We start from the raw sequence: 21,242 nt of genomic DNA on the forward strand, positions 1-21,242 counted from the left end.
TTCCACCGGTATTTTGGAACCCTGCAAAACGCTTTGACGGTATGGACCGATGCACACAGAAACAGTTTCCAAACAGGCCCCCGGCCTGTCCTTCGAATTTTTTCCACCCAATACGCCTGAAGGGGCCGCGCGTCTCTGGCGCTCTGTCGAACGGCTTGCGCCGCTCGCGCCGGATTTCGTTTCCGTCACCTACGGGGCGGGCGGCACGACGAGGGATCGCACCAACAAGGCGATCCGCACGATCCGCGAGCGCGCAGGCCTGCCGGTCGCCGGTCATCTGACCTGCGTCGGCGCCAGCCGGGACGAGACGCTCGATGTCGCGCGCAGCTATGCCGCGCTCGGCGTGCGCCGGATCGTGGCGCTGCGCGGCGATCCGCCCAAGGGTGCGGACGGTTTCACCCCGCATGCAGACGGGTTTGCCTCCGCCGCCGAACTGGTCTCCGGCCTGCGCGCGGCGGGCGATTTCCGCATCTCGGTCGCGGCCTATCCGGAAAAGCATCCCGAGGCCGACAGCCTTGCGGCGGATATCGACAATCTGAAACGCAAGCTCGATGCCGGCGGGGACGAGGCGATCACCCAGTTCTTCTTCGAGGCCGACACGTTCCTGCGGTTCCGTGATGCCTGCGCGAAGGCCGGGATCGACGCGCCGATCATCCCCGGCATCCTGCCGGTCGAGAATTTCACCAAGATGGTGAATTTCGCAGGCCGCTGCGCCGCCCATGTGCCCGACTGGATGCATGATGCGTTCCGCAATGCCGACGGGCAGGAGGCGCAGGACGTGCTGGCGACCGCTGTTGCCGCGGAATTGTGCGACACGCTGCTGACCGAAGGGGCGGGTCACCTGCATTTCTACACGCTCAACAAACCGGACCTGACCTACAATGTCTGCCGTGCGATCGGCATCGCCACCGCGGCACCCGGTCTGGCGGAGGGCGCAGGCGCGGCCTGACCGGCCGGACACGCGCTTCGGGACGGCCTTGCGCGGCGCCACGTGACGTGGCGCTTCGCTTGCGCCCGGGCCGGGCATCCGATAGCGTCAGGTCAAACACCCGCCGCGATGCGGGTCAGAGATTGGCTGACACATGGCACGCAGACGTTCGCGGAACGGGCGCGCCGGAACCGGGGCAAACGGGCGCAGGCCCGTGGCCGTGGAACCGGATGCGGGCCCGTTCTATGCCGCCCTGGACCTCGGGACCAACTCCTGCCGGATGTTGATTGCAACGCCCGACGGGCCGCATTTCCGTATTGTCGACGCATTTTCCAAGTCCGTCCGGCTCGGCGTCGATCTGGAGCGCACGGGCGCGCTGTCCAATCAGGGGATCGCGCGCACATTGCAGGCGCTGCGGGTCTGCTCCTCCAAGATCAAGAATTTCGGCGTGGCCGACATGCGGCTGGTGGCCACTGAGGCCTGCCGCCGCGCGCGCAACGGCCAGCGTTTCCTGCGCCGGGTGGAACAGGAAACCGGCCTGCGGCTGGAGATCATCACCCCGCAGGAGGAGGCCCGGCTTGCGGTCATTTCCTGCGCGTCGCTGATCGAGCCGGACACCAAGCAACTGCTCGTCATCGATATTGGCGGCGGCTCGACCGAACTGGTCTGGATCGACGTGTCCGACGTGCCGCATGAGCAGCGGGTGCAGGCCGTGGGCGCGCTCCGGCCCGGCAAGCAGCCGCGGCCCGAGCACAAGGCCCGCATCGTCGACTGGATTTCCGTGCCGCTCGGGGTTGCCACGCTCCATGAGCGCTATGCGGATGTGGAGGATGATGCCGCGCGGTTCGCGCTGATGAGCTGGTTCTTCGAGGAGAACATTCTCGAATTCGGCCCCTATCTGGCTGAAACCATCTCAGACCATCTGGACGGTTTGCAGATGATCGGCACCTCGGGCACGATCACCACAGTGGGCGCCGCGCATCTGGGTTTGCGGCGCTATGACCGGACCAAGGTGGACGGGATGCGGATGACCAGCCAGCAGATCGACACGGTGATCGAGCGCTACCTGTCCTCGGGGCCGGAGGGGCGGCGCGCCGATCCCACACTTGGCAAGGACCGGGCGGAGCTCATCATGTCGGGCAGCGCCATCCTGCAGACGCTTCTGCGCATCTGGCCCACCGACAGTATCAGCGTGGCCGACCGCGGCCTGCGCGAGGGGATTCTCTTTTCCATGATGAGCCGCGACGGCGTTTTGACGAAGGGACCGGCCAATGGCTGACAAGAAGGGCCGAGCAGGCACGCCGAAAAACACTTCGGGGCGCGGGCAGCGCGACCTGAAGGTGAAGGTGAAAACCGCCAAGGGGCGCAAGACCAGCTCGACCCGCTGGCTTCAGCGCCAACTGAACGACCCGTATGTGGCCGCCGCGAAACGCGACGGGTATCGCGGCCGCGCGGCCTACAAGATCCTCGATCTGGACGAGAAATTCCGCTTCCTTCTGCCCGGTGCGCGGGTGGTGGACCTGGGCTGTGCTCCGGGCGGCTGGTGCCAGGTGGCGGTGAAGCGCACCAATGCGCTGGGCGAGCGGACATCGAAACCCGTGGGCAAGGTGCTCGGCATCGACCTGCAGGAGGTGGACGAGATTGCGGGCGCGGAAATCCACCAGCTCGATTTTCTGGACGAGGGCGCGGACGATCTGGTCAAGGGCTGGCTCGGCGGACCGGCCGATGTGGTCATGTCGGACATGGCGCCCTTTTCCTCGGGCCACAAGCAGACCGACCATCTGCGGATCATGGCGCTGGTGGAGGCCGCGGCCTATTTCGCCTTCGACGTGCTGGAAGAGGGCGGCACCTTCATCGCCAAGGTGCTCGCGGGCGGGGCGGAAAATGACGTGCTGCTGCTCCTGAAGAAGAATTTCACGAAAGTCGTGCATGTGAAGCCGCCGTCGAGCCGCAAGGACAGTTCGGAGAAATTCGTGATCGCCACCGGCTTCAAGGGCCGGCCGGACGACCTCGGCACCGGCTGACGGTCCGCCTGCGGGCCATTGACTTGATCCAGAACAAGGACAGGGGGGCAGCCAGCCGGAAGGGTGGTCTTGTCCCGGACGTACCGGTAGCGACGCCGGCCGGTCGGGAAAGCTGCGCCCATGGGCGCGTCTGCCGCACGATCCGGAGCGGCGGCCGCGGTCCGGCACGGCGGTGGGCGGCTGGCGCGATGTCTGGAACGCATCGCACCCGAACCGGCCGTTCGGCCCTGGTCTAGGGAGGCCATGCGCCGTCCGGTCCATGTTCCATGGACCGGACACGCATGGGGCCCCCGATCAGAGCTGGATGCGATATTGCGCGAACCCGTCCGCGCCCTCGCCGGCCTCCTCGATCGACACGCCCTGCACCTCGGCTGCATAGTCGCGGCCCGCCGGTCCGGTCTCGAAGAGCACGCTCGTTCCCTCCATCGGCACGAAGGACCAGTTGGCGTCGGCCGACGGGTTGATCGTGCCCTGTTCGACGATATAGCGCACGATCACGTCGCGGTTCGTGTCCGGCCCGACGAAGATGATGGACGACCCGTCATTGCCGGGGAAATTGCCGCCACCGCCGGCCCGGTAATTGTTTGTCGCGATCACGAAGGTCTGAGCGTCGTCAATCGGTTGCCCGTTGAACTTCAAATCCTTGATGCGGTTGGCGTCCGGGTTGATCAGCTCGCCCTTCGGGTCGTATTTCGACGGCTCGCTCAGGTCGATTCGGTAGGTCACACCGTCGATCACGTCGAAATTGTAGGACGGGAAAGCGGGGTTCAGAAGCGGCTGGTCGGCTTCTCCGGGGGTGATCTGGTTGAAGATGCCGGCCGAGCGTTCCAGCCAGTCGCGCACCGTCGCGCCCGTCGCCGTCACAGCGCGCACCGTGTTGGGATAGAGGTAGAGGTCCGCCACGTTCTTGATGGCCACCGGTCCCGGTTTCACATCCGTGTAATAGTCCGGCCCGCCGCGGCCACCGGCCTTGAAGGGTGCCGCTGCGGAAAGGATCGGCAGCCCCTCCCATTCGGTGCCCTTCATCATCTGTTCGATGTACCAGGTCTGGGCCTGGCTCACGATCTGGACGGACGGGTCGTCGGCCACCAGCGCGAAATAGGAATGGAGCGGGGCCGAGGTCTCGCCCACCGGACGGCGGATATAGGCGAGCGTTTCCTCATGCGCCTGCCGCGTGGCGTCGAGCACCGCCTGGTCGCTCTCGACCAGCGGCACGGTCTTGCGCTCCACCCGCTCCGAAATCGGGCGGGCGCTGCTCTCGGAGGTGAGCACGCGCCATGCGCCGCCCTCATGTTCCAGCATCAGGTCGATCAGCCCCATATGCGAGCCCCAGAATCCGCCCATCGCGGCGGGTTTGCCCTGCAGCGTGCCGGCGCCTACGTCGATCCCGTCGCCCGACGTGTAGGCTTCCGACGGGAAGACAAGGTGGCTGTGACCGGTCACGACCGCGTCCACGCCATCCACACCGGCCAGATGCAGCGCCGCGTTCTCCATCCCCTCGCTCTCCGGCGCGGTGGAAATGCCGCTATGCGACAGGGCGACGATGATGTCGGCACCGGCCTCTTTCATCTCCGGCACCCAGGCGCGGGCGGCTTGCAAGATGTCGCGGGCCTCGAACTTGCCCTGCAGGTGGCGCTGGTCCCATGTCATGATCTGCGGCGGGACGAAGCCGATCAGGCCGATCTTCATGTCGTGGGTCTGGCCGCTGCCATCTGTGATCTGCCGGTCGAGCAGCACATAGGGTTTCAGGTGCAGCGTGTCGTTGCGCGCGCCGTCGCCGAGCTTGTCGGCGAAATTGGCGCAGACGATCGGGAAATCGGCACCGGCATTCACCTTGTCCATGAATTCGACGCCATAGTTGAATTCATGGTTGCCGAGCGTGCCGGCATCATAGCCCAGCACGTTCATCGCCTGCATGACCGGATGCAGCGCGCCCTCGGGCATGCCGCGCTCATAGGCGACATAATCCCCCATCGGGTTGCCCTGCAGATAATCGCCATTGTCCACAAGGATCGAGTTTGTCGCCTCGGCGCGGATCTCGTTGATGATGCTCGCGGTCCGCGCAAGGCCGAGCCCGTCTGCCTCCCGGTCGGCATAATAGTCATAGGGCCAGACATGGACGTGAAGGTCGGTCGTCGACAGCACCCGCAGATGCGCCTGATTGGCCGCCGCGCGGGCCGAGAACGGGTGCAGGAGCGCCGCCGCGCCGAAGGCGGCGGAGGTGCCGAGGAAATGGCGGCGGGACAGGATCAGGTCGGTCATCGGATATCTCCATCGGTTGTGTGATGCGCCGCGGCACCGGCAGCGGCGGGGAGCCAAAGGCGGAACGGCATGGGATAGGCGGGAAGGCGGGTAAGCGCAGGCAATGCGGAAGCGGCGCGACTCAGCCGGTCGCGCGCATCATCGGTGCAGACTATCACGAATTTGCGACAGGCAAGGGCGGGCCGGACCGGCGGCTGGCGGCGCCTGCGGGCGGCACCGGGTCGCAAGCGGGTCAAAGGGGCTTTCCTTTTGCCGGGCACCGTGAAATAGAGACGTGCCAACACCGAACCCCAGTGGAGACACCTGATGGAGATTCGTGAGGCCCTGACCTTCGACGATGTATTGCTTGTTCCCGGCGCTTCCGAGGTGCTGCCATCCACGGCGGATACCCGCACGCGGGTGACGCGCTCCATCGCGCTCAACATCCCGCTCCTGTCCTCGGCCATGGACACGGTGACGGAATCGCGCATGGGGATCGCCATGGCGCAGGCGGGCGGGCTCGGCGTGATCCACCGCAATCTCGACATCGAGGCTCAGGCCCGTGAGGTGCGCCGCGTGAAGCGGTTCGTGTCCGGCACCGTCTACAATCCTGTCACGCTGCGGGCCGATCAAACGCTGGCCGACGCGAAGGCGCTGCAGGAACGCTACAAGATCACCGGCTTCCCGGTCGTCGACCCCGAAGGGCGCGTGGTCGGCATCGTGACCAACCGCGACATGCGCTTTGCCACGGACGATGCAACGCCGGTGTCGGTGATGATGACGTCGGACAATCTGGCCATGCTGCGCGAACCGGCCGATCTGGCCGAGGCCAAGAGCCTGATGGAGAGTCGCCGACTGGAAAAGCTGCTGGTGGTCGACAAGGAAAACCGGCTGACCGGGCTTCTGACCATCAAGGATATCGAGCAGGCGGTTCTGAACCCGCATGCCTGCAAGGACGAGCTGGGGCGCCTGCGGGTCGCGGCGGCCTCCACCGTTGGCGATGCCGGGTTCGAGCGGTCCGAGGCGCTCGTTGATGCGGGGGTCGATCTGATCGTGATCGATACGGCGCATGGCCATTCGGCCTCGGTCGCCGAGGCGGTCACCCGGATCAAGAAATCCAATTCCGGCGTGCAGATCGTGGCCGGCAATGTCGCGACCGGTGCGGCGACGCGGGCGCTCATCGATGCGGGCGCGGATGCGGTGAAAGTGGGGATCGGGCCGGGGTCCATCTGCACCACGCGCATCGTTGCGGGCGTTGGCGTGCCGCAGTTGACGGCGATCATGGATTGCGCCGCGGCGGCAGCCGACAGCGACCATCCGGTCATCGCCGACGGCGGGATCAAATATTCCGGCGATTTCGCCAAGGCGATCGCGGCGGGCGCATCCTGCGCGATGATCGGCTCGATGCTCGCGGGCACCGACGAGGCACCGGGCGAGGTGTTCCTCTATCAGGGGCGCAGCTTCAAGGCCTATCGCGGCATGGGTTCGGTGGGCGCCATGGCCCGCGGCTCAGCCGACCGCTATTTCCAGAAAGAGGTCAGCACCGACAAGCTGGTGCCCGAGGGCATCGAGGGGCAGGTGGCCTACAAGGGGGCCGCGGGCGCGGTCGTGCACCAGCTGGTGGGCGGCCTGCGGGCGGCCATGGGCTATGTCGGGGCACCGACCGTCGAGGCAATGCGCCAGAACTCGGAATTTGTGCGGATCACTGGCGCGGGGCTGAAGGAAAGCCACGTCCATGACGTGCAGATCACCCGCGAGAGCCCGAACTACCGCCATGTCTGACCTGACCCTGACGGCCGGGCTGGCGCTCGGCGCGGTTTTCTTTCAGGTCGCGCTGACCTTCTGGGCGATCATCGCCATGGGGCAGGGTCGTCTGGCGGCGCTGCAGGCGAAACAGGTCCGGATGGCCGATATCGCGATCGAGACGGATGCCTATCCCGAAAATGTGCGCCTGTTGCAGGCCAATGTGCGCAACCAGTTCGAGACGCCGGTGCTGCTCTATGCCGGCGTGGGCATCGCGCTGGCGACCGGCGCGGTCAACTGGGGCGTGGCGCTGGGCGCGCTGACCTATGCGGTCAGCCGGGCGCTGCATCGCTGGGTCCATGCCGGATCCAACCACCTGCCGTCACGGTTCAACGCGTTCGTGCTGGGGCTGGTGGGGCTGCTCATCCTCTGGCTCGCGCTGGCGGCCGGGCTGATTTTCGCGGCCTGACATGGGCTTGGACCTGCGCGGAGCGGCTTGCGCTCGGCGCCGGTTCAAGGCAGATGGGGGTGCATGACACCTGCCGCCCGACTTTCCGCCGCCATCGCGCTGATGGACGATATCCTCGCCGGCGCGCCGGCCGAGAAGGTGCTGGTGCGCTGGGCGCGGCAGAGCCGGTTCGCCGGGTCGCGTGACCGGGCCGCGATCCGCGACATCGTGTTCGACATCCTGCGCCGCCGGCGCTCGCTCGCGTGGATCGGCGGGGCCGAAACGGGCCGCGCCATGGTGATCGCCCACCAGCGGGGCGAAGGGGAGGATCTTGACACGCTATTCACCGGCGACGGCTACGCGCCCGACGCGCTGACCGACGCGGAACGGGCCATCGATCCCGACCGGCTGGCAGAGGCGCCGCTCGATGTGCGCCTCGATGTGCCGGCCTTCCTTTTGCCGGAACTGCGCCGCTCGCTGGGTGACGATCTGGAGCCGGTCCTGACGATCATGCAGAGCCGTGCGCCTGTCGACCTTCGGGTCAATCCGCTGCGCGGCACGGTGAGCGGTGCCAAGGTGATGCTGGCGCAGGAGGGGATCGGCGCGGAGGAGATCGCCGCGGTGCCGGGCGCCCTTCGGGTGCTGGAAAATCCCCGCCGTGTCGCCGGCAGCCGTGCCTATCGCTCGGGCCTTGTGGAATTGCAGGATGCGTCGAGCCAGCAGGTCACGCGCTTTGCGCGGCCCGAGGCCGGCATGACGGTGCTCGACTATTGCGCGGGCGGGGGCGGCAAGACACTGGCGCTGGCCGCGCTGATGGGCGGGCAGGGGCGGATCATCGCCCATGACGGCAACCCGCGCCGGATGAAAGACCTGCCGGAACGTGCGAGCCGTGCAGGCGCAAAGGTGGAGCTGCGGGACACGGCCTCACTGGAAGCCACGCCACCGCGCTGCGACCTTGTGCTCGTCGACGCGCCCTGTTCGGGCAGCGGGGCGTGGCGGCGCAATCCGGACGGGAAATGGACGCTGACCGCGAAGGATATGGAGAAGCTTCTGGTTTTGCAGGCGCGGATTCTCGACGCGGCATGTGCTTATGTGAAGCCGGGCGGCAGCCTGACATTCGCGACCTGCTCTCTGATGGCTTGCGAGAATCGCGACCAGGTGGATGCGTTTCGCGCCCGGCACCCGGATTTCACGATCGAGGATGATCTGGTCCTGACGCCGAAAGACGGCGGCGACGGTTTCTACGCGGCGCGGATGCGGCGCGGCTGATCGGGCTGCCCGTCCGGGTGGGACAGGCACCGGCTTTACCGATCGTTAACTTTTTACATGCGGAGCTTGCAGGAGACCCGGTTCCATCGGGGACGGAGGATCCATGCGGCTTTCCCTGCCAGATGCGCTGACCCGGCGCGGCCCGCCATCGACCGGCTGGTCGGCGCTCCTGATGTTGGCATCACTGGCGCTCCTGCTCGCGGCGGTTGTGGCCCGCCCGGAACTGCACATGATCTTCTTTGCCGTCGCCGCCGCTCTGGCCGGGCTCGCCGCCGTGCAGCGGGACCGGATGCGCGATCGGGACCGGTCGCTCTCCGTCGGGCGTGCGATGATCGAGGCCTGCGACCGGAACGGGGTGGCGGCGCTCATCCTCGACGATGCCGGGCTGCCGCAGATCACCAACCGGAGCTGTGCCGACCTGTTCGACCGGCTCGCGCTTGCGAGCCACCTGACCGATGCCATGCAGGGCGCGCCGGAGGCAACGACCGTCACCGTGCCCGACCTGACAGGCCAGGCGCGGTCGCTCATGCTGGTGGCCCTGCCACGCGGGCGCAGGCTTGCTGTGGTGCAGGCGGCGGCCGATCCGCTGCCCGTCGGTCCGGCGGATGGGCGCGATGCGCTGCTGCAGCTCCTCGACGCGGTGCCGGTCGCGATGATGGAAGTGGCCGCGGACGGGGCGATCCTGCATGCCAATCCCGAGGCGCGGCGGCTTCTGCAACTGGCCCGCGACCCTCCGCCGCTCGACGAACTGCTCGAAGGGCTGGGCCTGCCCATCGGCGCGCGGCTCACCGATCTGGCGGAGGGGCGGACCCGCGGCGGGACCGAAACCGCGCGCCAGCGCCGGGTCGCGAAAGAAGCCTATCTGCAACTGGGCCTGCGCCTTGCCGGGCCGGAATTCGGCGACCGGATCATCGCCGTGCTGAGCGATGCGACGGAGTTGAAGGCGCTGGAGGCGAAGTTCGTCCAGAGCCAGAAGATGCAGGCAGTGGGGCAACTGGCCGGCGGGGTCGCGCATGATTTCAACAATCTGCTCACCGCGATCTCGGGCCATTGCGATCTGCTCCTGCTGCGCCACCATCGCGGCGACAGCGACTATGGCGATCTGGTGCAGATCCGCCAGAACACCAATCGCGCCGCCGCTTTGGTGCGGCAGTTGCTTGCCTTCTCGCGCAAGCAGACGCTGCAATTGTCTGTCTTTCAGTTGCGCGACATCCTTTCGGAACTCACCCATCTGATGGACCGGCTTCTGGGCGCGAATGTCACGCTGCGCATGGTGCACGGTCAGGACCTGCACCGCGTGCGGGTCGACCGCAGGCAGCTTGAGCAGGTGGTGATGAACCTTGTCGTGAACGCCCGCGACGCGATGCCGGCGGGTGGAGAGGTGCAGGTGGAGACGCGCAACACGCGTTTCGAGACCGAGACCGTCCGCGACCGTGCGCGCATCCATGCGGGCGACTATGTGCAGATCGATGTGCGCGACCGCGGCGTCGGCATTCCGCCCGACCAGATCGAGAAGATTTTCGAGCCCTTCTTTACCACCAAGCCGCCGAGCGAGGGCACGGGGCTCGGTCTGTCGACCGTCTATGGGATCGTGAAACAGTCGGGCGGGTTCATCTTCGTGGACAGTTCCGAGGGCGAGGGCACATGTTTCACCATTTACCTGCCCGCCTATACCGGACCGGCGGAGGCCGCGGCGGAACCCGACGCGCTCGCGCCCATCATCCGCAAGAGCGAGGCCGGCGGCACGATCCTGCTGGTGGAAGACGAGGTGCCGGTGCGCTCCTTTGCCGCCCGTGCGCTCCAGTTGCGTGGCTATCAGGTGATCGAGGCAGGCACCGGAGAGGAGGCGCTGGAGAAGCTGGCGGACGCGCCTTCCGCCGTCGATCTGGTTGTCTCCGACATCATGCTGCCGGGTCTTGACGGGCCGGGCTGGGTGCGGGCGGCACTGGAAAGCCACGGACCGCTGCGCGTCATCTTCATTTCCGGCTATTCGGAATCGGTTCTGGAAGACCGCGAACTCGGCCTCATTCACACGCGGTTGCTACAAAAACCGTTTTCGTTGCAGGATCTTAGCGATGTTGTGGCCGACCAGATCCAATCCGGAAAAATGACGGAGATCGAACCGGGCGCACGCGGATTCATGGTTCAGTAAGGGTTTGGCCGCAGGGTGGACCCCTAAAATTTAACTTGCATTGTTCTTGTTTTGATCTCATCTTGCGTGAGAACAAGAGGCGAACAGAGCAGTGGTTGCGAGACGAATTGCCCGGTCTGGCAACTTGTGAAATAAGAGGTGCAGAAATGGCGGCCCCACTCCTTGATTTGAACGAAAGACGCGGCATGGACAAGCAGAAGGCGCTGGATTCGGCGCTGGCCCAGATCGAGCGGAACTTTGGCAAGGGCTCGATCATGAAGCTCGGCCAGGACAATCCGGTGATGGACATCGAATCGACCTCCACCGGGTCGATCGGGCTCGATATCGCGCTCGGGATCGGCGGTCTGCCGAAGGGGCGCATCATCGAGGTGTACGGGCCGGAAAGCTCGGGGAAAACCACGCTGGCGCTCCATGTGATCGCCGAGGAGCAGAAGAAAGGCGGCGTCTGTGCTTTCGTCGATGCGGAACATGCGCTCGACCCGACCTATGCCCGCAAGCTCGGCGTCGATCTCGACGAGCTTCTGATCTCCCAGCCCGATGCGGGCGAACAGGCGCTCGAGATCACCGAGACGCTGGTGCGCTCCGGCGCTGTCTCGGTCGTGGTGGTCGACTCTGTCGCCGCCCTGACGCCGAAATCCGAGCTCGAGGGCGATATGGGCGACGCGCAGGTCGGCGCGCAGGCCCGCCTGATGAGCCAGGCCATGCGCAAGCTGACCGGTGCGATCTCGCGCTCCAATTGCATGGTCATCTTCATCAACCAGATCCGCATGAAGATCGGGGTCATGTTCGGCTCGCCCGAGACGACGACGGGCGGCAATGCGCTCAAGTTCTACGCCTCGGTGCGGCTCGACATCCGCCGGATTGGCGCGCTGAAGGACCGGGATGAGGTTGTCGGCAACGCGACCCGCGTGAAGATCGTCAAGAACAAGGTCGCTCCGCCCTTCAAGCAGGTCGAGTTCGACATCATGTATGGCGAGGGCATTTCCAAGACAGGCGAGCTTCTCGACCTCGGCGTTAAGGCCGGGATCATCGACAAGTCCGGCTCCTGGTTCTCCTACGGGGACGAACGGATTGGGCAGGGGCGCGAGAATGCGAAGAATTTCCTGAAGGAAAACAAGGATATCTCGCTCAAGATCGAGGACAAGATCCGGGCGGCCCACGGGCTTGATTTCGACATCAGCCATGAGAGTGCGGCGGTGGTCGAGGACTGACCGGCCGGCACAGGTCCCATCCTGATACGGGCGTGCCTCTGCCGGGGCGCGCCCGTTTCCGTTCCGGCACCGCTCTGACCGGGCGCCTCGCCATCCTCCATGGTGGACAGCGACCGGGCTTCGGGATACATCCGACAGGATTTTTGACCGGTTTGCGGCCATGCCCGCGACCCCCCGCGCGAGGGAACCAAGCACGATGGTGAGCCTGAACGATATCCGTTCCACCTTTCTGGACTATTTTGCCCGGCAGGGGCACGAGGTTGTCGCCTCGTCGCCGCTCGTGCCGCGCAACGACCCGACCCTGATGTTCACCAATGCGGGCATGGTCCAGTTCAAGAACGTGTTCACCGGGTTGGAGCAGCGCCCCTACAACCGCGCCGTGACCAGCCAGAAATGCGTGCGCGCGGGCGGCAAGCACAATGATCTCGACAATGTCGGCTATACGGCGCGGCACCACACATTCTTCGAGATGCTCGGCAATTTTTCCTTCGGCAACTATTTCAAAGATGAGGCGATCCCCTTCGCGTGGGAGTTGCTCACCAAGGATTTCGGCCTGCCGAAGGACAAGCTGCTCGTCACCGTCTATCACACGGATGATGAGGCGGCGGAGATCTGGAAGAAGGTTGCCGGCCTGCCCGACGAGCGGATCATCCGCATCGCCACCGACGACAATTTCTGGATGATGGGCCCGACGGGTCCCTGCGGTCCCTCGTCGGAGATCTTCTTCGACCACGGGGAAGAGATCTGGGGCGGTCCTCCGGGCAGCAAGGATGAGGATGGCGACCGGTTCATCGAGATCTGGAACCTCGTCTTCATGCAGCATGAACAGTTCGAGAGCGGCGCGCGCGAGGATCTGCCGCGACCGTCCATCGACACCGGCATGGGGCTTGAGCGGATCGGCGCGATCCTGCAGGGCAAGCATGACAATTACGACACCGACCTGATGCGGGCGCTGATCGAGGCGAGCGCGCAGGTGACGGGCGTCGATCCCGACGGCGACGGGAATGTGCACCACCGCGTGATCGCTGACCATCTGCGGTCCACCTCCTTCCTGATTGCCGACGGGGTGATGCCCTCGAACGAGGGGCGCGGCTACGTGCTGCGCCGGATCATGCGCCGCGCCATGCGCCATGCGCATCTGCTGGGCGCGCAGGATCCGGTCATGCATCGGTTGGTGCCGGCGCTTGTGGCGCAGATGGGGCAGGCTTTCCCGGAACTGGGCCAGGCCCAGCCGATGATCGAGGAGACGCTGCACCTGGAGGAAAACCGGTTCCGCACCACGCTCGACCGCGGGCTGCGGCTGCTGGAGGATGAACTTGGCGATCTGGCCGAGGGGGCGGCGCTGCCCGGCGAGACGGCATTCAAGCTCTATGACACATACGGGTTCCCGCTCGACCTGACGCAGGATGCGCTGCGCGAGAAGGGCCGGACGGTCGACACGGACGGGTTCGACGCGGCAATGGCCGAGCAGAAGGCCAAGGCCCGCGCCGCCTGGGCCGGATCGGGCGAGGCCGCGGATGAAAGTGTCTGGTTCGATATTGCCGACGCAACCGGGCCGACCGAGTTCCTCGGCTATGACACGGACCGGGCAGAGGGCCAGATCCTCGCGCTCGTGCGCGACGGGGGCGCTGTCGATGCGGCCGAGGCCGGCGACACGGTCCAGATCATCGTCAACCAGACGCCTTTCTATGCCGAAAGCGGCGGGCAGGTCGGCGACAGCGGCACGGCGCGCACCGAAGGCGGTGTGGTCCGGATCACCGACACGCGCAAGAAGGCGGGTCTCTTCGTCCATCACGGCGTGGTCGAGGAGGGGCGCATCGGCAAGGGCGATGCGGTCGATCTGGCCATCGACTCTGGGCGTCGTGGCGCGATCCGTGCCAACCACAGCGCAACCCACCTCCTGCACGAGGCGCTGCGGCGGGCGCTTGGCGACCATGTCGCGCAACGCGGGTCGCTCGTGTCCGAGGACCGGCTGCGGTTCGATTTCTCCCATGCCAAGGGCATGAGCGAGGGCGAGCTGGCGCAGGTCGAGGCGGAGGTGAACGGTTTCATCCGCCAGAACACGCCGGTCGAGACCCGCGTGATGACGCCCGACGAGGCGCAGGCGCTCGGCGCGCGCGCGCTTTTCGGCGAGAAATATGGAGACGAGGTTCGCGTGGTTGCAATGGGGCAGGCCGACGGCAGCGGCATCGGCGCCAAGGGCGATACCTATTCGCTGGAACTTTGCGGCGGCACCCATGTCGGGCGCACCGGGGATATCGGGCTCTTCAAACTGGTGGGCGAGGGCGCATCGGCGGCCGGCATCCGCCGCGTCGAGGCTCTGACCGGCGCCGCGGCGCTCGACCATGTGTCAGCCGAGGAGCAGGCGCTGAAGGCCGGGTCGGCCGCGATCAAGGCGCGGCCCGAGGAACTGGCCGAACGGATTGCCGCGCTTCTGGACGAACGTCGCCAGCTGCAGGGTGAAGTCGCGGATCTGCGCAAGCAGTTGGCCATGTCGGGCGGCGGCGACGCGGCCCCGGCCGAGGCACAGGATGTGGGCGGCGTGCCGTTCCTCGCACAGGTGCTGACGGGTGTGTCCGGCAAGGATTTGCGCGGGCTCATCGATGCGCACAAGCAGCGGCTCGGATCCGGCGCGATCCTGCTCGTGGCCGATACCGGCGGCAAGGCCGCCGTGGCCGCCGGCGTGACCGAGGATCTGACGGGGCGTGTCTCGGCGGTTGACCTTGTGCGCGCGGCGGCGGAAGCTCTGGGGGGCAAGGGCGGCGGTGGCCGTCCGGACATGGCGCAGGCCGGCGGTGCGGATGCCAGCCAGGCGCCTGCGGCCATCGCGGCGGCGGAGGCCGTCCTGCGCGGCTGACGCAAGACCTGCGGCACCGCGCCCCAACCGGCCGGCACCGGCGCATCCCGGTGCGGGCCGCCCATGCGGGAGGTGCGGATGCCGGCCTATCTGATTGCCCATATCGACGTGACCGATCTGGACGCCTATCTCGACTATGCGCGGCAGACCCCGCGCGTGGCCGAGGCGTTCGGCGGCCGCTATCTGGTGAAGGCCGGCCATGCCGAACAGCTTGAAGGGCAGGGCCGCCCGCGCAATGTCGTGATCGAGTTTCCCGATTTCGAGAGCGCCAAAAGATACTACGAATCAACGGACTATCGGGAAATCATGCCGATAGCCCTGAAGAATTCCATCCGTGACATCGTGATTGTCGAAGGCTACGATCCGGCTCCGAACGGGGCCTGATCGCCCTAGTGCCGCCAACCCGAAGGAGACGCCCATGACCGCGTTCTGGATTGCCCATGTCGACGTGAAAGATGCCGAGGCCTACGGCGAATATGCCAAGCGTGCGACAGTCGCGATTGCGGATCATGGCGGCGAGTTCAAGGCGCGCGGCGGACGCTACAAGCAGCTTGAAGGCCGCGACCGGTCCCGCAATGTCGTGGCGGTTTTCCCGAGTTTCGAGGCCGCGGTCGCCTGCTACGAGTCGCCCGCCTATCAGGAAGCGCTGAGCTATGCGCGTGGCGCGTCGGAACGTGATCTGGTGGTGGTCGAGGCGGGCTGAGCCGCCGCTCCGCAGGTCCGGTCAGAGGACCGGCAGGGCGGTTGTGTCCTTGATATCCTCCATGACGAAACTCGCCGACACGTCGGAGAGCTCGATCTTCTCGATCAGCCGTTGATACATGCGGTCATAGGCTTTCATGTCGGCCACGCGAGCGCGGACCAGATAGTCCAGATCGCCGCTCATCCGGTAGACGCCGAGGATTTCGGGCATGGCGCGGGTGGCGCTTGCGAACCGTGCCAGCCAGTCGGCATCATGCCGGTTGGTGCGGATCTGAATGAAGACGCTGAGGCCGAGGTCGAGTTTCTCGGGGTCCAGAAGCGCCACGCGGCCGCGCAGAAAGCCCGCATCCTCCAGCTGTTTGACGCGCCGCCAGCAGGCGTTGCGGGACAGGCCGACGCGATTGCCCAGTTCTTCCAGCGGGAGGGTGGCATCCTGTTGCAGCTGGTGCAGGATCTTGCGGTCGAGTGTGTCAATGTCCGTCATACCGGGCATCGTGCGATACATCTCTCCCGCGATCAAGTCATGGTGCGGGACAGGCGCCAACCCTGAGCCAAAAAAAGAAAGGGCCCCGCGCGGGGGCCCTTTGCATTCGTGTCGAACGGGCGCGCTCAGAGCGCCTTGTTGAGATTCTCGTCGACCTTTTCCAGGAAGCCCATGGTGGTGAGCCACTTCTGGTCCGGTCCGACCAGCAGGGCGAGGTCCTTGGTCATGTGGCCGGATTCGACCGTTTCCACCACGACTTTCTCCAGCGTGTTGGCGAAGTTCGCCAGCGCCTCGTTGCCGTCGAGCTTGGCACGGTGCTTCAGGCCGCCGGTCCAGGCGAAGATCGAGGCGATCGAGTTGGTCGAGGTCGCTTCGCCTTTCTGGTGCTGGCGATAGTGGCGGGTCACGGTGCCGTGGGCGGCTTCGGCCTCGACGATCTTGCCATCGGGCGTCATCAGCTGCGACGTCATCAGGCCGAGCGAGCCGAAGCCCTGCGCAACCGTGTCGGACTGCACGTCGCCGTCATAGTTCTTGCAGGCCCAGACGAAACCACCGTTCCACTTCATGGCGCAGGCGACCATGTCGTCGATCAGGCGGTGCTCGTAGGTGATGCCCTTCTTCTTGAACTCGGCTTCGAACTCTTCCTCATAGACCTTCTGGAACAGGTCCTTGAAGCGGCCGTCATAGGCTTTGAGGATGGTGTTCTTCGTCGACAGGTAGACCGGCCAGCCGAGCGACAGGCCATAATTCATCGAGGCGCGGGCGAAATCGATGATCGACTGGTCGAGGTTGTACATGCCCATGGCAACGCCCGAGGTCGGCGCGTCGAATACGTCCTTCTCGATCACGGTGCCGTCCTCGCCGACGAATTTCATCGTCAGCTTGCCCTTGCCGGGGAACAGGAAGTCGGTCGCGCGATACTGGTCGCCGAACGCATGGCGGCCGATGACGATCGGCTGGGTCCAGCCCGGAACGAGACGGGGCACGTTCTGGCAGATGATCGGCTGGCGGAAGACGACGCCGCCAAGGATGTTGCGGATCGTGCCGTTGGGCGAGCGGTACATGCGCTTCAGGCCGAACTCCTCGACGCGCTGCTCGTCGGGCGTGATGGTCGCGCATTTGACGCCGACGCCGATCTCCTTGATCGCGTTGGCCGCGTCCACGGTGATCTGGTCATCGGTGCGGTCGCGCTCCTCGATGCCGAGATCGTAATATTTCAGGTCGATGTCGAGATAGGGCAGGATCAGCTTGTCCTTGATGAACTGCCAGATGATGCGGGTCATCTCGTCGCCGTCGAGTTCGACGACGGGGTTTTCAACCTTGATCTTGGTCATGGAGGTCCCTCTGCTTTGTGTCTGAATCAGGATTGGCCGCTCTCTACAGGAAAAGCGGCGTGAAGGAAAGGCCGGTATACGTCTGTATACAGCTTTGGCGGTGAAAGGCCGCGGTTACTTGGGCGGCAGCCCGCCCACGAAGTCGAAACAGAGGTCGAGCACGGCCCCGCGGCGGGACGCGTCCGCAATCAGATCGGCGTCGATATCCACCATCCCGCCCATCGGCCGGCCGGTGAAGGAGAGCGGGCTCACCCCCTCGATCTCGAGCGCCTGTGCCTCGTTTGCCTTGCCGACCCGCGCCATGCCGCCATCCTTGTGCACGCCGCACAGCATGTTGCCGCGCAGAAGGAAACACAGGCCGCCGAACATCTTCTTCTCGGAAATGCCCGGATGGCCGTCGAGGGCCTCCCGCAGGTTCTGCGCCAGTGCTTCGTCATAGGCCATGCAAAGGTCCCCCCCGTCTGTCACATGCGGCATCGGTCACGATTGCATCGCGCCGGTCTTCATCCTATCACGCCCACGGACAGACAGGAGACGGAAATGGCGGGAACCGACCACGGTCAGGACAGCGGATGGGACGGGCCGACGCCGGCCTTCATCCTCGTGCGTCCGCAGATGGGCGAGAATATCGGCGCCGCCGCGCGGGCGATGCTGAATTTCGGCTGTGACCGAATGCGTCTGGTCGCACCGCGCGACGGCTGGCCGAACAGTGCGGCCGTCGCCACCGCAAGCGGCGCGGCGCGGGTGCTCGACCATGTGCAGGTGAGCGACACGGTGGAGGAGGCCACGGGCGATCTCAACTATGTGTTCGCCACGACGGCCCGCGACCGCGACCTGACAAAACCGGTGATGACGCCCGAACGCGCGATGCAGCATGCGCGGGAACTGACCGCCGCGGGCCAGAAGGTCGGCATCATGTTCGGACCGGAACGCGCGGGGCTGGAAAACAGCGACATCGTGCGGGCCAATGCGCTCGTCTCGGTGCCCGTCAATCCGGCCTTCGCCTCGCTCAACCTTGCGCAATGCGTGCTGCTGACGGCCTACGAATGGCGGCGGTCGGGCGACGATACGGCGCCCGAGGTTATGGAGATGGCCAAGACACGTTTCGCCGAGGCGATCGAGTTGCAGAAACTGCTCGAAGGGCTGGAGGCGCGGCTGGATGCGGTCGGCTTCTTCTTCCCCGAGCACAAGCGCGACAGCATGGTGGAGAACCTGCGCAACATGGTCAGCCGGATGAATCTGACCGAAGCGGATGTGCGCACGCTGCACGGCGTGTTCCGCGCGCTTGCCGAGAAGCGCAAAGGGTTTAAGTAGAACCGGACACCCGGTCGGAGGCAGAGTGATGAGTGCACAGCGCAGCATTTTCGAAGAGGTCGGCGCCGAGGCCCCGCCAAGCGTAGCCACCGCGCCCAAAGGCCCGAAAGGCACGGGCAGCGGCGCACGCCGGGCGATCGCGGTCTGGCTGATGGCGCTCTTCGCGCTCGTTGTCGTGATGATTGCGGTGGGCGGGCTGACCCGGCTCACCGACAGCGGCTTGTCGATCACCGAATGGCGTCCCGTCACCGGTGCGCTGCCGCCCCTGTCCGACGCCCACTGGGCCGAGGAGTTCGAGAAATACAAGGCGATCCCGCAATATGAGCTGGTGAACAAGGGGATGAGCCTCTCCGAGTTCAAGGTGATCTATTACTGGGAATGGGGGCACAGGCAGCTTGGGCGGGTGATCGGGCTGGTCTGGGCGATCGGCTTCCTGTGGTTCTGGCTGCGCAAGCAGATCCCGACCGGCTGGACAGGCCGGCTGCTGACACTCGGCGCCCTTGGCGGGCTGCAGGGCGCGATCGGCTGGTGGATGGTGGCCTCGGGCCTGACCGGCGAGATGATCGCAGTGGCCTCCTACCGGCTTGCGGTGCATCTGGGGCTCGCTTTCGCGATCCTGGGGCTGATCGCCTGGTCGATCTTCGAATTGCGCCTTGCACCGGCAGAGATCCTGCAACGCCGCCGCGTGCGCGAGGCGCGGCTTTTCTCTCTGGCGGGCATCCTTGTCGGGCTGGCCTTCTTCCAGATCCTGCTCGGCGCGCTGGTGGCCGGGATCGACGCGGGCCGCGGCTATATCGACTGGCCGCTGATGGGCGGGCAGGTCCTGCCCTCGGAGAGTTTCGACTATGTGCCGCTCTGGACCAATTTCTTCGAGAACCCGGCGCTGGTGCAGTTCAACCACCGCGTGGTGGGCTACATCCTGTTTCTGGCCGGCCTCTTCGTCTGGTGGCGGTCGCGCGGGTCGGCCGTGGCCGGCGTGCGCACCGGTTTCGACTGGATGATGGCGCTGATGCTGGGACAGGTGGTGCTCGGGATCGGTACGGTGCTCTATGCCGCGCCGGTCGGTCTGGCGATTATCCACCAGTTCGGTGCGGTGCTGCTCTTCGTCTCGATCCTGCGGGCGCGGTTCCTTGCGGGCTATCCGCCGGAACAGCGGATCGCCCGCGCCTGACGGCTCAGCGCGTCCAGTCCGGCTTGCGTTTCTCAAGGAAGGCCGCGATGCCTTCCGCGGTGCCGTCGTCGAGCATGTTGACCGCCATCGCCTCGGCGGTCAGCGCATAGGCCTGATCGAGCGGCAGGTCGATCTGGTCGTAGAAGGCACGCTTGCCGATCCGCACGGCCGTATCGAGTTTGGCGGCAACGGTGGCGGCAAGGGCGCGGGTTTCATCGGCCAACGCGTCGGCGGCACAAATCTTGTTCACGAGCCCCAGTTCCAGCGCGCGGCTTGCGTCGATGAACCGGCCGGTGGTGAGCAGTTCGAACGCCTGCTTGCGCGGCAGGTTGCGGCTGAGCGCCACCATGGGCGTGGAACAGAAGAGCCCGATATTGACACCGTTCACCCCGAAGCGCGTGCCCTCGGCCGCGACCGCCATGTCGGCGCTGGCGACCAGTTGGCAACCGGCCGCGGTGGCGATCCCGTGCACTTCGGCAATCACCGGCTGGGGCAGGCGGGTCAGGCCGGTGGCGACCCGCGCCATGGTGGCAAAGAGCGTCTGGAACGCTTCCGCGCCCCGGTCCGGCGCCTGCCGTTTGGCCGTCATCTCGGCCAGATCATGGCCCGCGCAGAACGCCTTGCCCGCCCCGCGCAGGATGACGACGCGCGTGTCGCGATCCTCGGCCAAGCGGTCCATTTCCGCCAGGAGCGCCGCAAGCAGCGCATCGGACAATGCGTTCAACTTGTCGGGCCGGTTGAGCGTCAGCGTGGCGATGCCGTCAGCATCCTCTCGCAGCAAAATCTCGTCTGGCATGGGTGCCTCCCGCGTGCAATTCTCCGGCTCCGGCGCAGACTGGCACAAAGCCGGCCTGCCGGGAAAGACGAATGCGAGGGAGGCAGGCATGGCCGAGTTGAAAATGACGGCGGAGGAGGTCTCCGGCTTTCTGGCGGATGTGTTTCCTCAACTGGCCGGCCGGTTCGAGATCGTGGAGCTTGCACCGATGCGCGCCCGCGTGCGGATGCGCATGCAGGAGGCCGACCTGCGCCCCGGCGGCACTGTGTCCGGCCCGTCCATGTTCGCGCTGGCCGATGTGGCCTTCTACATCGTCACGCTCGCGATGATCGGGCCGCAGGCGCTGACGGTCACGACCAACTGCAACATCAATTTCATGCGTAAGCCCGCGCCCGGCGCGATGCTGGGCGAGGCGCGCCTGATGAAGCTCGGACGGAGCCTGTCGGTGGGCGATGTGACGCTGACGAGCGAAGGCAGTGCCGATGTGGTGGCCCATGCCGCCCTGACCTATGCCATTCCGCCGCAAAAGGCGGGGGCAGGGGGCTGAATCGGTGCCAAGATGTGGGGTAAAATAATACCCAAATATCAA

General features: G+C 65.9%; 19 protein-coding genes. 14 read left to right on the top strand and 5 right to left on the bottom strand.

Annotated features, from left to right (window positions below):
* Positions 1 to 49: 49 nt before the first annotated feature.
* The 3 genes from metF to GSH16_RS12505 all read left to right on the top strand — a co-directional run bounded on the left by metF (position 50) and on the right by GSH16_RS12505 (position 2,952).
* The gene (gene metF, locus GSH16_RS12495) at positions 50 to 949 is read left to right on the top strand and encodes a methylenetetrahydrofolate reductase [NAD(P)H] (RefSeq protein ID WP_160855592.1); all 900 of its coding nucleotides are present in this window, start codon (positions 50 to 52) and stop codon (positions 947 to 949) included.
* A 133-nt stretch (positions 950 to 1,082) separates the two neighbouring features.
* The gene (locus GSH16_RS12500; RefSeq protein WP_160855594.1) at positions 1,083 to 2,207 is read left to right on the top strand and encodes a Ppx/GppA phosphatase family protein; all 1,125 of its coding nucleotides are present in this window, start codon (positions 1,083 to 1,085) and stop codon (positions 2,205 to 2,207) included.
* Positions 2,200 to 2,952 carry an RlmE family RNA methyltransferase gene (locus tag GSH16_RS12505; protein WP_160855596.1) on the top strand — a complete coding sequence of 251 codons (753 nt, stop codon included), beginning with the start codon at positions 2,200 to 2,202 and terminating at the stop codon, positions 2,950 to 2,952. Before GSH16_RS12500 ends, GSH16_RS12505 begins: the two co-directional genes overlap by 8 nt.
* Before the next feature lie 294 nt (positions 2,953 to 3,246).
* Here the strand turns inward: GSH16_RS12505 and GSH16_RS12510 are convergent, their stop codons facing one another.
* Positions 3,247 to 5,214, bottom strand: a complete 1,968-nt coding sequence (locus GSH16_RS12510) for a bifunctional 2',3'-cyclic-nucleotide 2'-phosphodiesterase/3'-nucleotidase (protein WP_160855598.1) — start codon at positions 5,212 to 5,214, stop codon at positions 3,247 to 3,249.
* A 306-nt stretch (positions 5,215 to 5,520) separates the two neighbouring features.
* On the opposite strand from GSH16_RS12510, the gene guaB reads away from it, so the two are divergent.
* The 8 genes from guaB to GSH16_RS12550 all read left to right on the top strand — a co-directional run bounded on the left by guaB (position 5,521) and on the right by GSH16_RS12550 (position 15,576).
* The gene (gene guaB / locus GSH16_RS12515; protein ID WP_160855600.1) at positions 5,521 to 6,975 is read left to right on the top strand and encodes an IMP dehydrogenase; all 1,455 of its coding nucleotides are present in this window, start codon (positions 5,521 to 5,523) and stop codon (positions 6,973 to 6,975) included.
* Complete coding sequence (locus GSH16_RS12520; RefSeq protein WP_160855602.1) at positions 6,968 to 7,405, top strand: MAPEG family protein; 438 nt, start codon at positions 6,968 to 6,970, stop codon at positions 7,403 to 7,405. Before guaB ends, GSH16_RS12520 begins: the two co-directional genes overlap by 8 nt.
* A gap of 63 nt (positions 7,406 to 7,468) precedes the next feature.
* Entirely contained in the window at positions 7,469 to 8,653 is a 1,185-nt protein-coding gene (locus tag GSH16_RS12525; protein ID WP_160855604.1) for an RsmB/NOP family class I SAM-dependent RNA methyltransferase, read from the top strand.
* A gap of 103 nt (positions 8,654 to 8,756) precedes the next feature.
* Entirely contained in the window at positions 8,757 to 10,805 is a 2,049-nt protein-coding gene (locus tag GSH16_RS12530; RefSeq protein WP_160855606.1) for a PAS domain-containing sensor histidine kinase, read from the top strand.
* Positions 10,806 to 10,951: 146 nt separating this feature from the next.
* A complete protein-coding gene (recA, locus tag GSH16_RS12535) occupies positions 10,952 to 12,016 on the top strand; it encodes a recombinase RecA (protein ID WP_160855608.1) in 1,065 nt (354 codons plus the stop codon).
* Positions 12,017 to 12,212: 196 nt separating this feature from the next.
* Positions 12,213 to 14,873, top strand: coding sequence for an alanine--tRNA ligase (gene alaS / locus GSH16_RS12540; RefSeq protein WP_160855610.1), 2,661 nt, complete (start codon positions 12,213 to 12,215; stop codon positions 14,871 to 14,873).
* A gap of 78 nt (positions 14,874 to 14,951) precedes the next feature.
* Entirely contained in the window at positions 14,952 to 15,257 is a 306-nt protein-coding gene (locus tag GSH16_RS12545; RefSeq protein ID WP_160855612.1) for a DUF1330 domain-containing protein, read from the top strand.
* Positions 15,258 to 15,291: 34 nt separating this feature from the next.
* On the top strand, positions 15,292 to 15,576 hold the full coding sequence (locus GSH16_RS12550) for a DUF1330 domain-containing protein (RefSeq protein WP_160855614.1): 285 nt from the start codon (positions 15,292 to 15,294) through the stop codon (positions 15,574 to 15,576).
* Between the two features lie 21 nt (positions 15,577 to 15,597).
* Here the strand turns inward: GSH16_RS12550 and GSH16_RS12555 are convergent, their stop codons facing one another.
* The 3 genes from GSH16_RS12555 to GSH16_RS12565 all read right to left on the bottom strand — a co-directional run bounded on the left by GSH16_RS12555 (position 15,598) and on the right by GSH16_RS12565 (position 17,837).
* Complete coding sequence (locus GSH16_RS12555) at positions 15,598 to 16,059, bottom strand: Lrp/AsnC family transcriptional regulator (RefSeq protein ID WP_160855616.1); 462 nt, start codon at positions 16,057 to 16,059, stop codon at positions 15,598 to 15,600.
* A 125-nt stretch (positions 16,060 to 16,184) separates the two neighbouring features.
* A complete protein-coding gene (locus GSH16_RS12560) occupies positions 16,185 to 17,393 on the bottom strand; it encodes an NADP-dependent isocitrate dehydrogenase (RefSeq protein WP_160855618.1) in 1,209 nt (402 codons plus the stop codon).
* Positions 17,394 to 17,507: 114 nt separating this feature from the next.
* Positions 17,508 to 17,837: a TfoX/Sxy family protein gene (locus GSH16_RS12565; protein WP_160855620.1), complete on the bottom strand. Its 330-nt coding sequence runs from the start codon at positions 17,835 to 17,837 to the stop codon at positions 17,508 to 17,510.
* Positions 17,838 to 17,933: 96 nt separating this feature from the next.
* Between GSH16_RS12565 and GSH16_RS12570 the strand changes: the two genes are divergently transcribed.
* A complete protein-coding gene (locus GSH16_RS12570) occupies positions 17,934 to 18,707 on the top strand; it encodes an RNA methyltransferase (RefSeq protein ID WP_160855622.1) in 774 nt (257 codons plus the stop codon).
* A gap of 28 nt (positions 18,708 to 18,735) precedes the next feature.
* Positions 18,736 to 19,878, top strand: a complete 1,143-nt coding sequence (gene ctaA / locus GSH16_RS12575; RefSeq protein ID WP_160855624.1) for a heme A synthase — start codon at positions 18,736 to 18,738, stop codon at positions 19,876 to 19,878.
* A gap of 4 nt (positions 19,879 to 19,882) precedes the next feature.
* On the opposite strand, the gene GSH16_RS12580 is transcribed toward ctaA, so the two are convergent.
* On the bottom strand, positions 19,883 to 20,674 hold the full coding sequence (locus GSH16_RS12580) for an enoyl-CoA hydratase (RefSeq protein ID WP_160855626.1): 792 nt from the start codon (positions 20,672 to 20,674) through the stop codon (positions 19,883 to 19,885).
* A gap of 88 nt (positions 20,675 to 20,762) precedes the next feature.
* Between GSH16_RS12580 and GSH16_RS12585 the strand changes: the two genes are divergently transcribed.
* On the top strand, positions 20,763 to 21,200 hold the full coding sequence (locus GSH16_RS12585; protein WP_160855628.1) for a PaaI family thioesterase: 438 nt from the start codon (positions 20,763 to 20,765) through the stop codon (positions 21,198 to 21,200).
* Positions 21,201 to 21,242: the final 42 nt, after the last annotated feature.

This window comes from Oceanomicrobium pacificus (assembly GCF_009833495.1).
In the GTDB taxonomy this organism is placed as follows: Bacteria; Pseudomonadota; Alphaproteobacteria; order Rhodobacterales; family Rhodobacteraceae; genus Oceanomicrobium; species Oceanomicrobium pacificus.

Excerpts from the sequence above, each read along its gene's own strand:
- metF (WP_160855592.1), top strand. The coding sequence starts at position 50 with ATGCACACAGAAACAGTTTCCAAACAGGCCCCCGGCCTGTCCTTCGAA.
- GSH16_RS12500 (WP_160855594.1), top strand. The coding sequence starts at position 1,083 with ATGGCACGCAGACGTTCGCGGAACGGGCGCGCCGGAACCGGGGCAAAC.
- GSH16_RS12505 (WP_160855596.1), top strand. The coding sequence starts at position 2,200 with ATGGCTGACAAGAAGGGCCGAGCAGGCACGCCGAAAAACACTTCGGGG.
- GSH16_RS12510 (WP_160855598.1), bottom strand. The coding sequence starts at position 5,214 with ATGACCGACCTGATCCTGTCCCGCCGCCATTTCCTCGGCACCTCCGCC.
- guaB (WP_160855600.1), top strand. The coding sequence starts at position 5,521 with ATGGAGATTCGTGAGGCCCTGACCTTCGACGATGTATTGCTTGTTCCC.
- GSH16_RS12520 (WP_160855602.1), top strand. The coding sequence starts at position 6,968 with ATGTCTGACCTGACCCTGACGGCCGGGCTGGCGCTCGGCGCGGTTTTC.
- GSH16_RS12525 (WP_160855604.1), top strand. The coding sequence starts at position 7,469 with ATGACACCTGCCGCCCGACTTTCCGCCGCCATCGCGCTGATGGACGAT.
- GSH16_RS12530 (WP_160855606.1), top strand. The coding sequence starts at position 8,757 with ATGCGGCTTTCCCTGCCAGATGCGCTGACCCGGCGCGGCCCGCCATCG.
- recA (WP_160855608.1), top strand. The coding sequence starts at position 10,952 with ATGGCGGCCCCACTCCTTGATTTGAACGAAAGACGCGGCATGGACAAG.
- alaS (WP_160855610.1), top strand. The coding sequence starts at position 12,213 with ATGGTGAGCCTGAACGATATCCGTTCCACCTTTCTGGACTATTTTGCC.
- GSH16_RS12545 (WP_160855612.1), top strand. The coding sequence starts at position 14,952 with ATGCCGGCCTATCTGATTGCCCATATCGACGTGACCGATCTGGACGCC.
- GSH16_RS12550 (WP_160855614.1), top strand. The coding sequence starts at position 15,292 with ATGACCGCGTTCTGGATTGCCCATGTCGACGTGAAAGATGCCGAGGCC.
- GSH16_RS12555 (WP_160855616.1), bottom strand. The coding sequence starts at position 16,059 with ATGACGGACATTGACACACTCGACCGCAAGATCCTGCACCAGCTGCAA.
- GSH16_RS12560 (WP_160855618.1), bottom strand. The coding sequence starts at position 17,393 with ATGACCAAGATCAAGGTTGAAAACCCCGTCGTCGAACTCGACGGCGAC.
- GSH16_RS12565 (WP_160855620.1), bottom strand. The coding sequence starts at position 17,837 with ATGGCCTATGACGAAGCACTGGCGCAGAACCTGCGGGAGGCCCTCGAC.
- GSH16_RS12570 (WP_160855622.1), top strand. The coding sequence starts at position 17,934 with ATGGCGGGAACCGACCACGGTCAGGACAGCGGATGGGACGGGCCGACG.
- ctaA (WP_160855624.1), top strand. The coding sequence starts at position 18,736 with ATGAGTGCACAGCGCAGCATTTTCGAAGAGGTCGGCGCCGAGGCCCCG.
- GSH16_RS12580 (WP_160855626.1), bottom strand. The coding sequence starts at position 20,674 with ATGCCAGACGAGATTTTGCTGCGAGAGGATGCTGACGGCATCGCCACG.
- GSH16_RS12585 (WP_160855628.1), top strand. The coding sequence starts at position 20,763 with ATGGCCGAGTTGAAAATGACGGCGGAGGAGGTCTCCGGCTTTCTGGCG.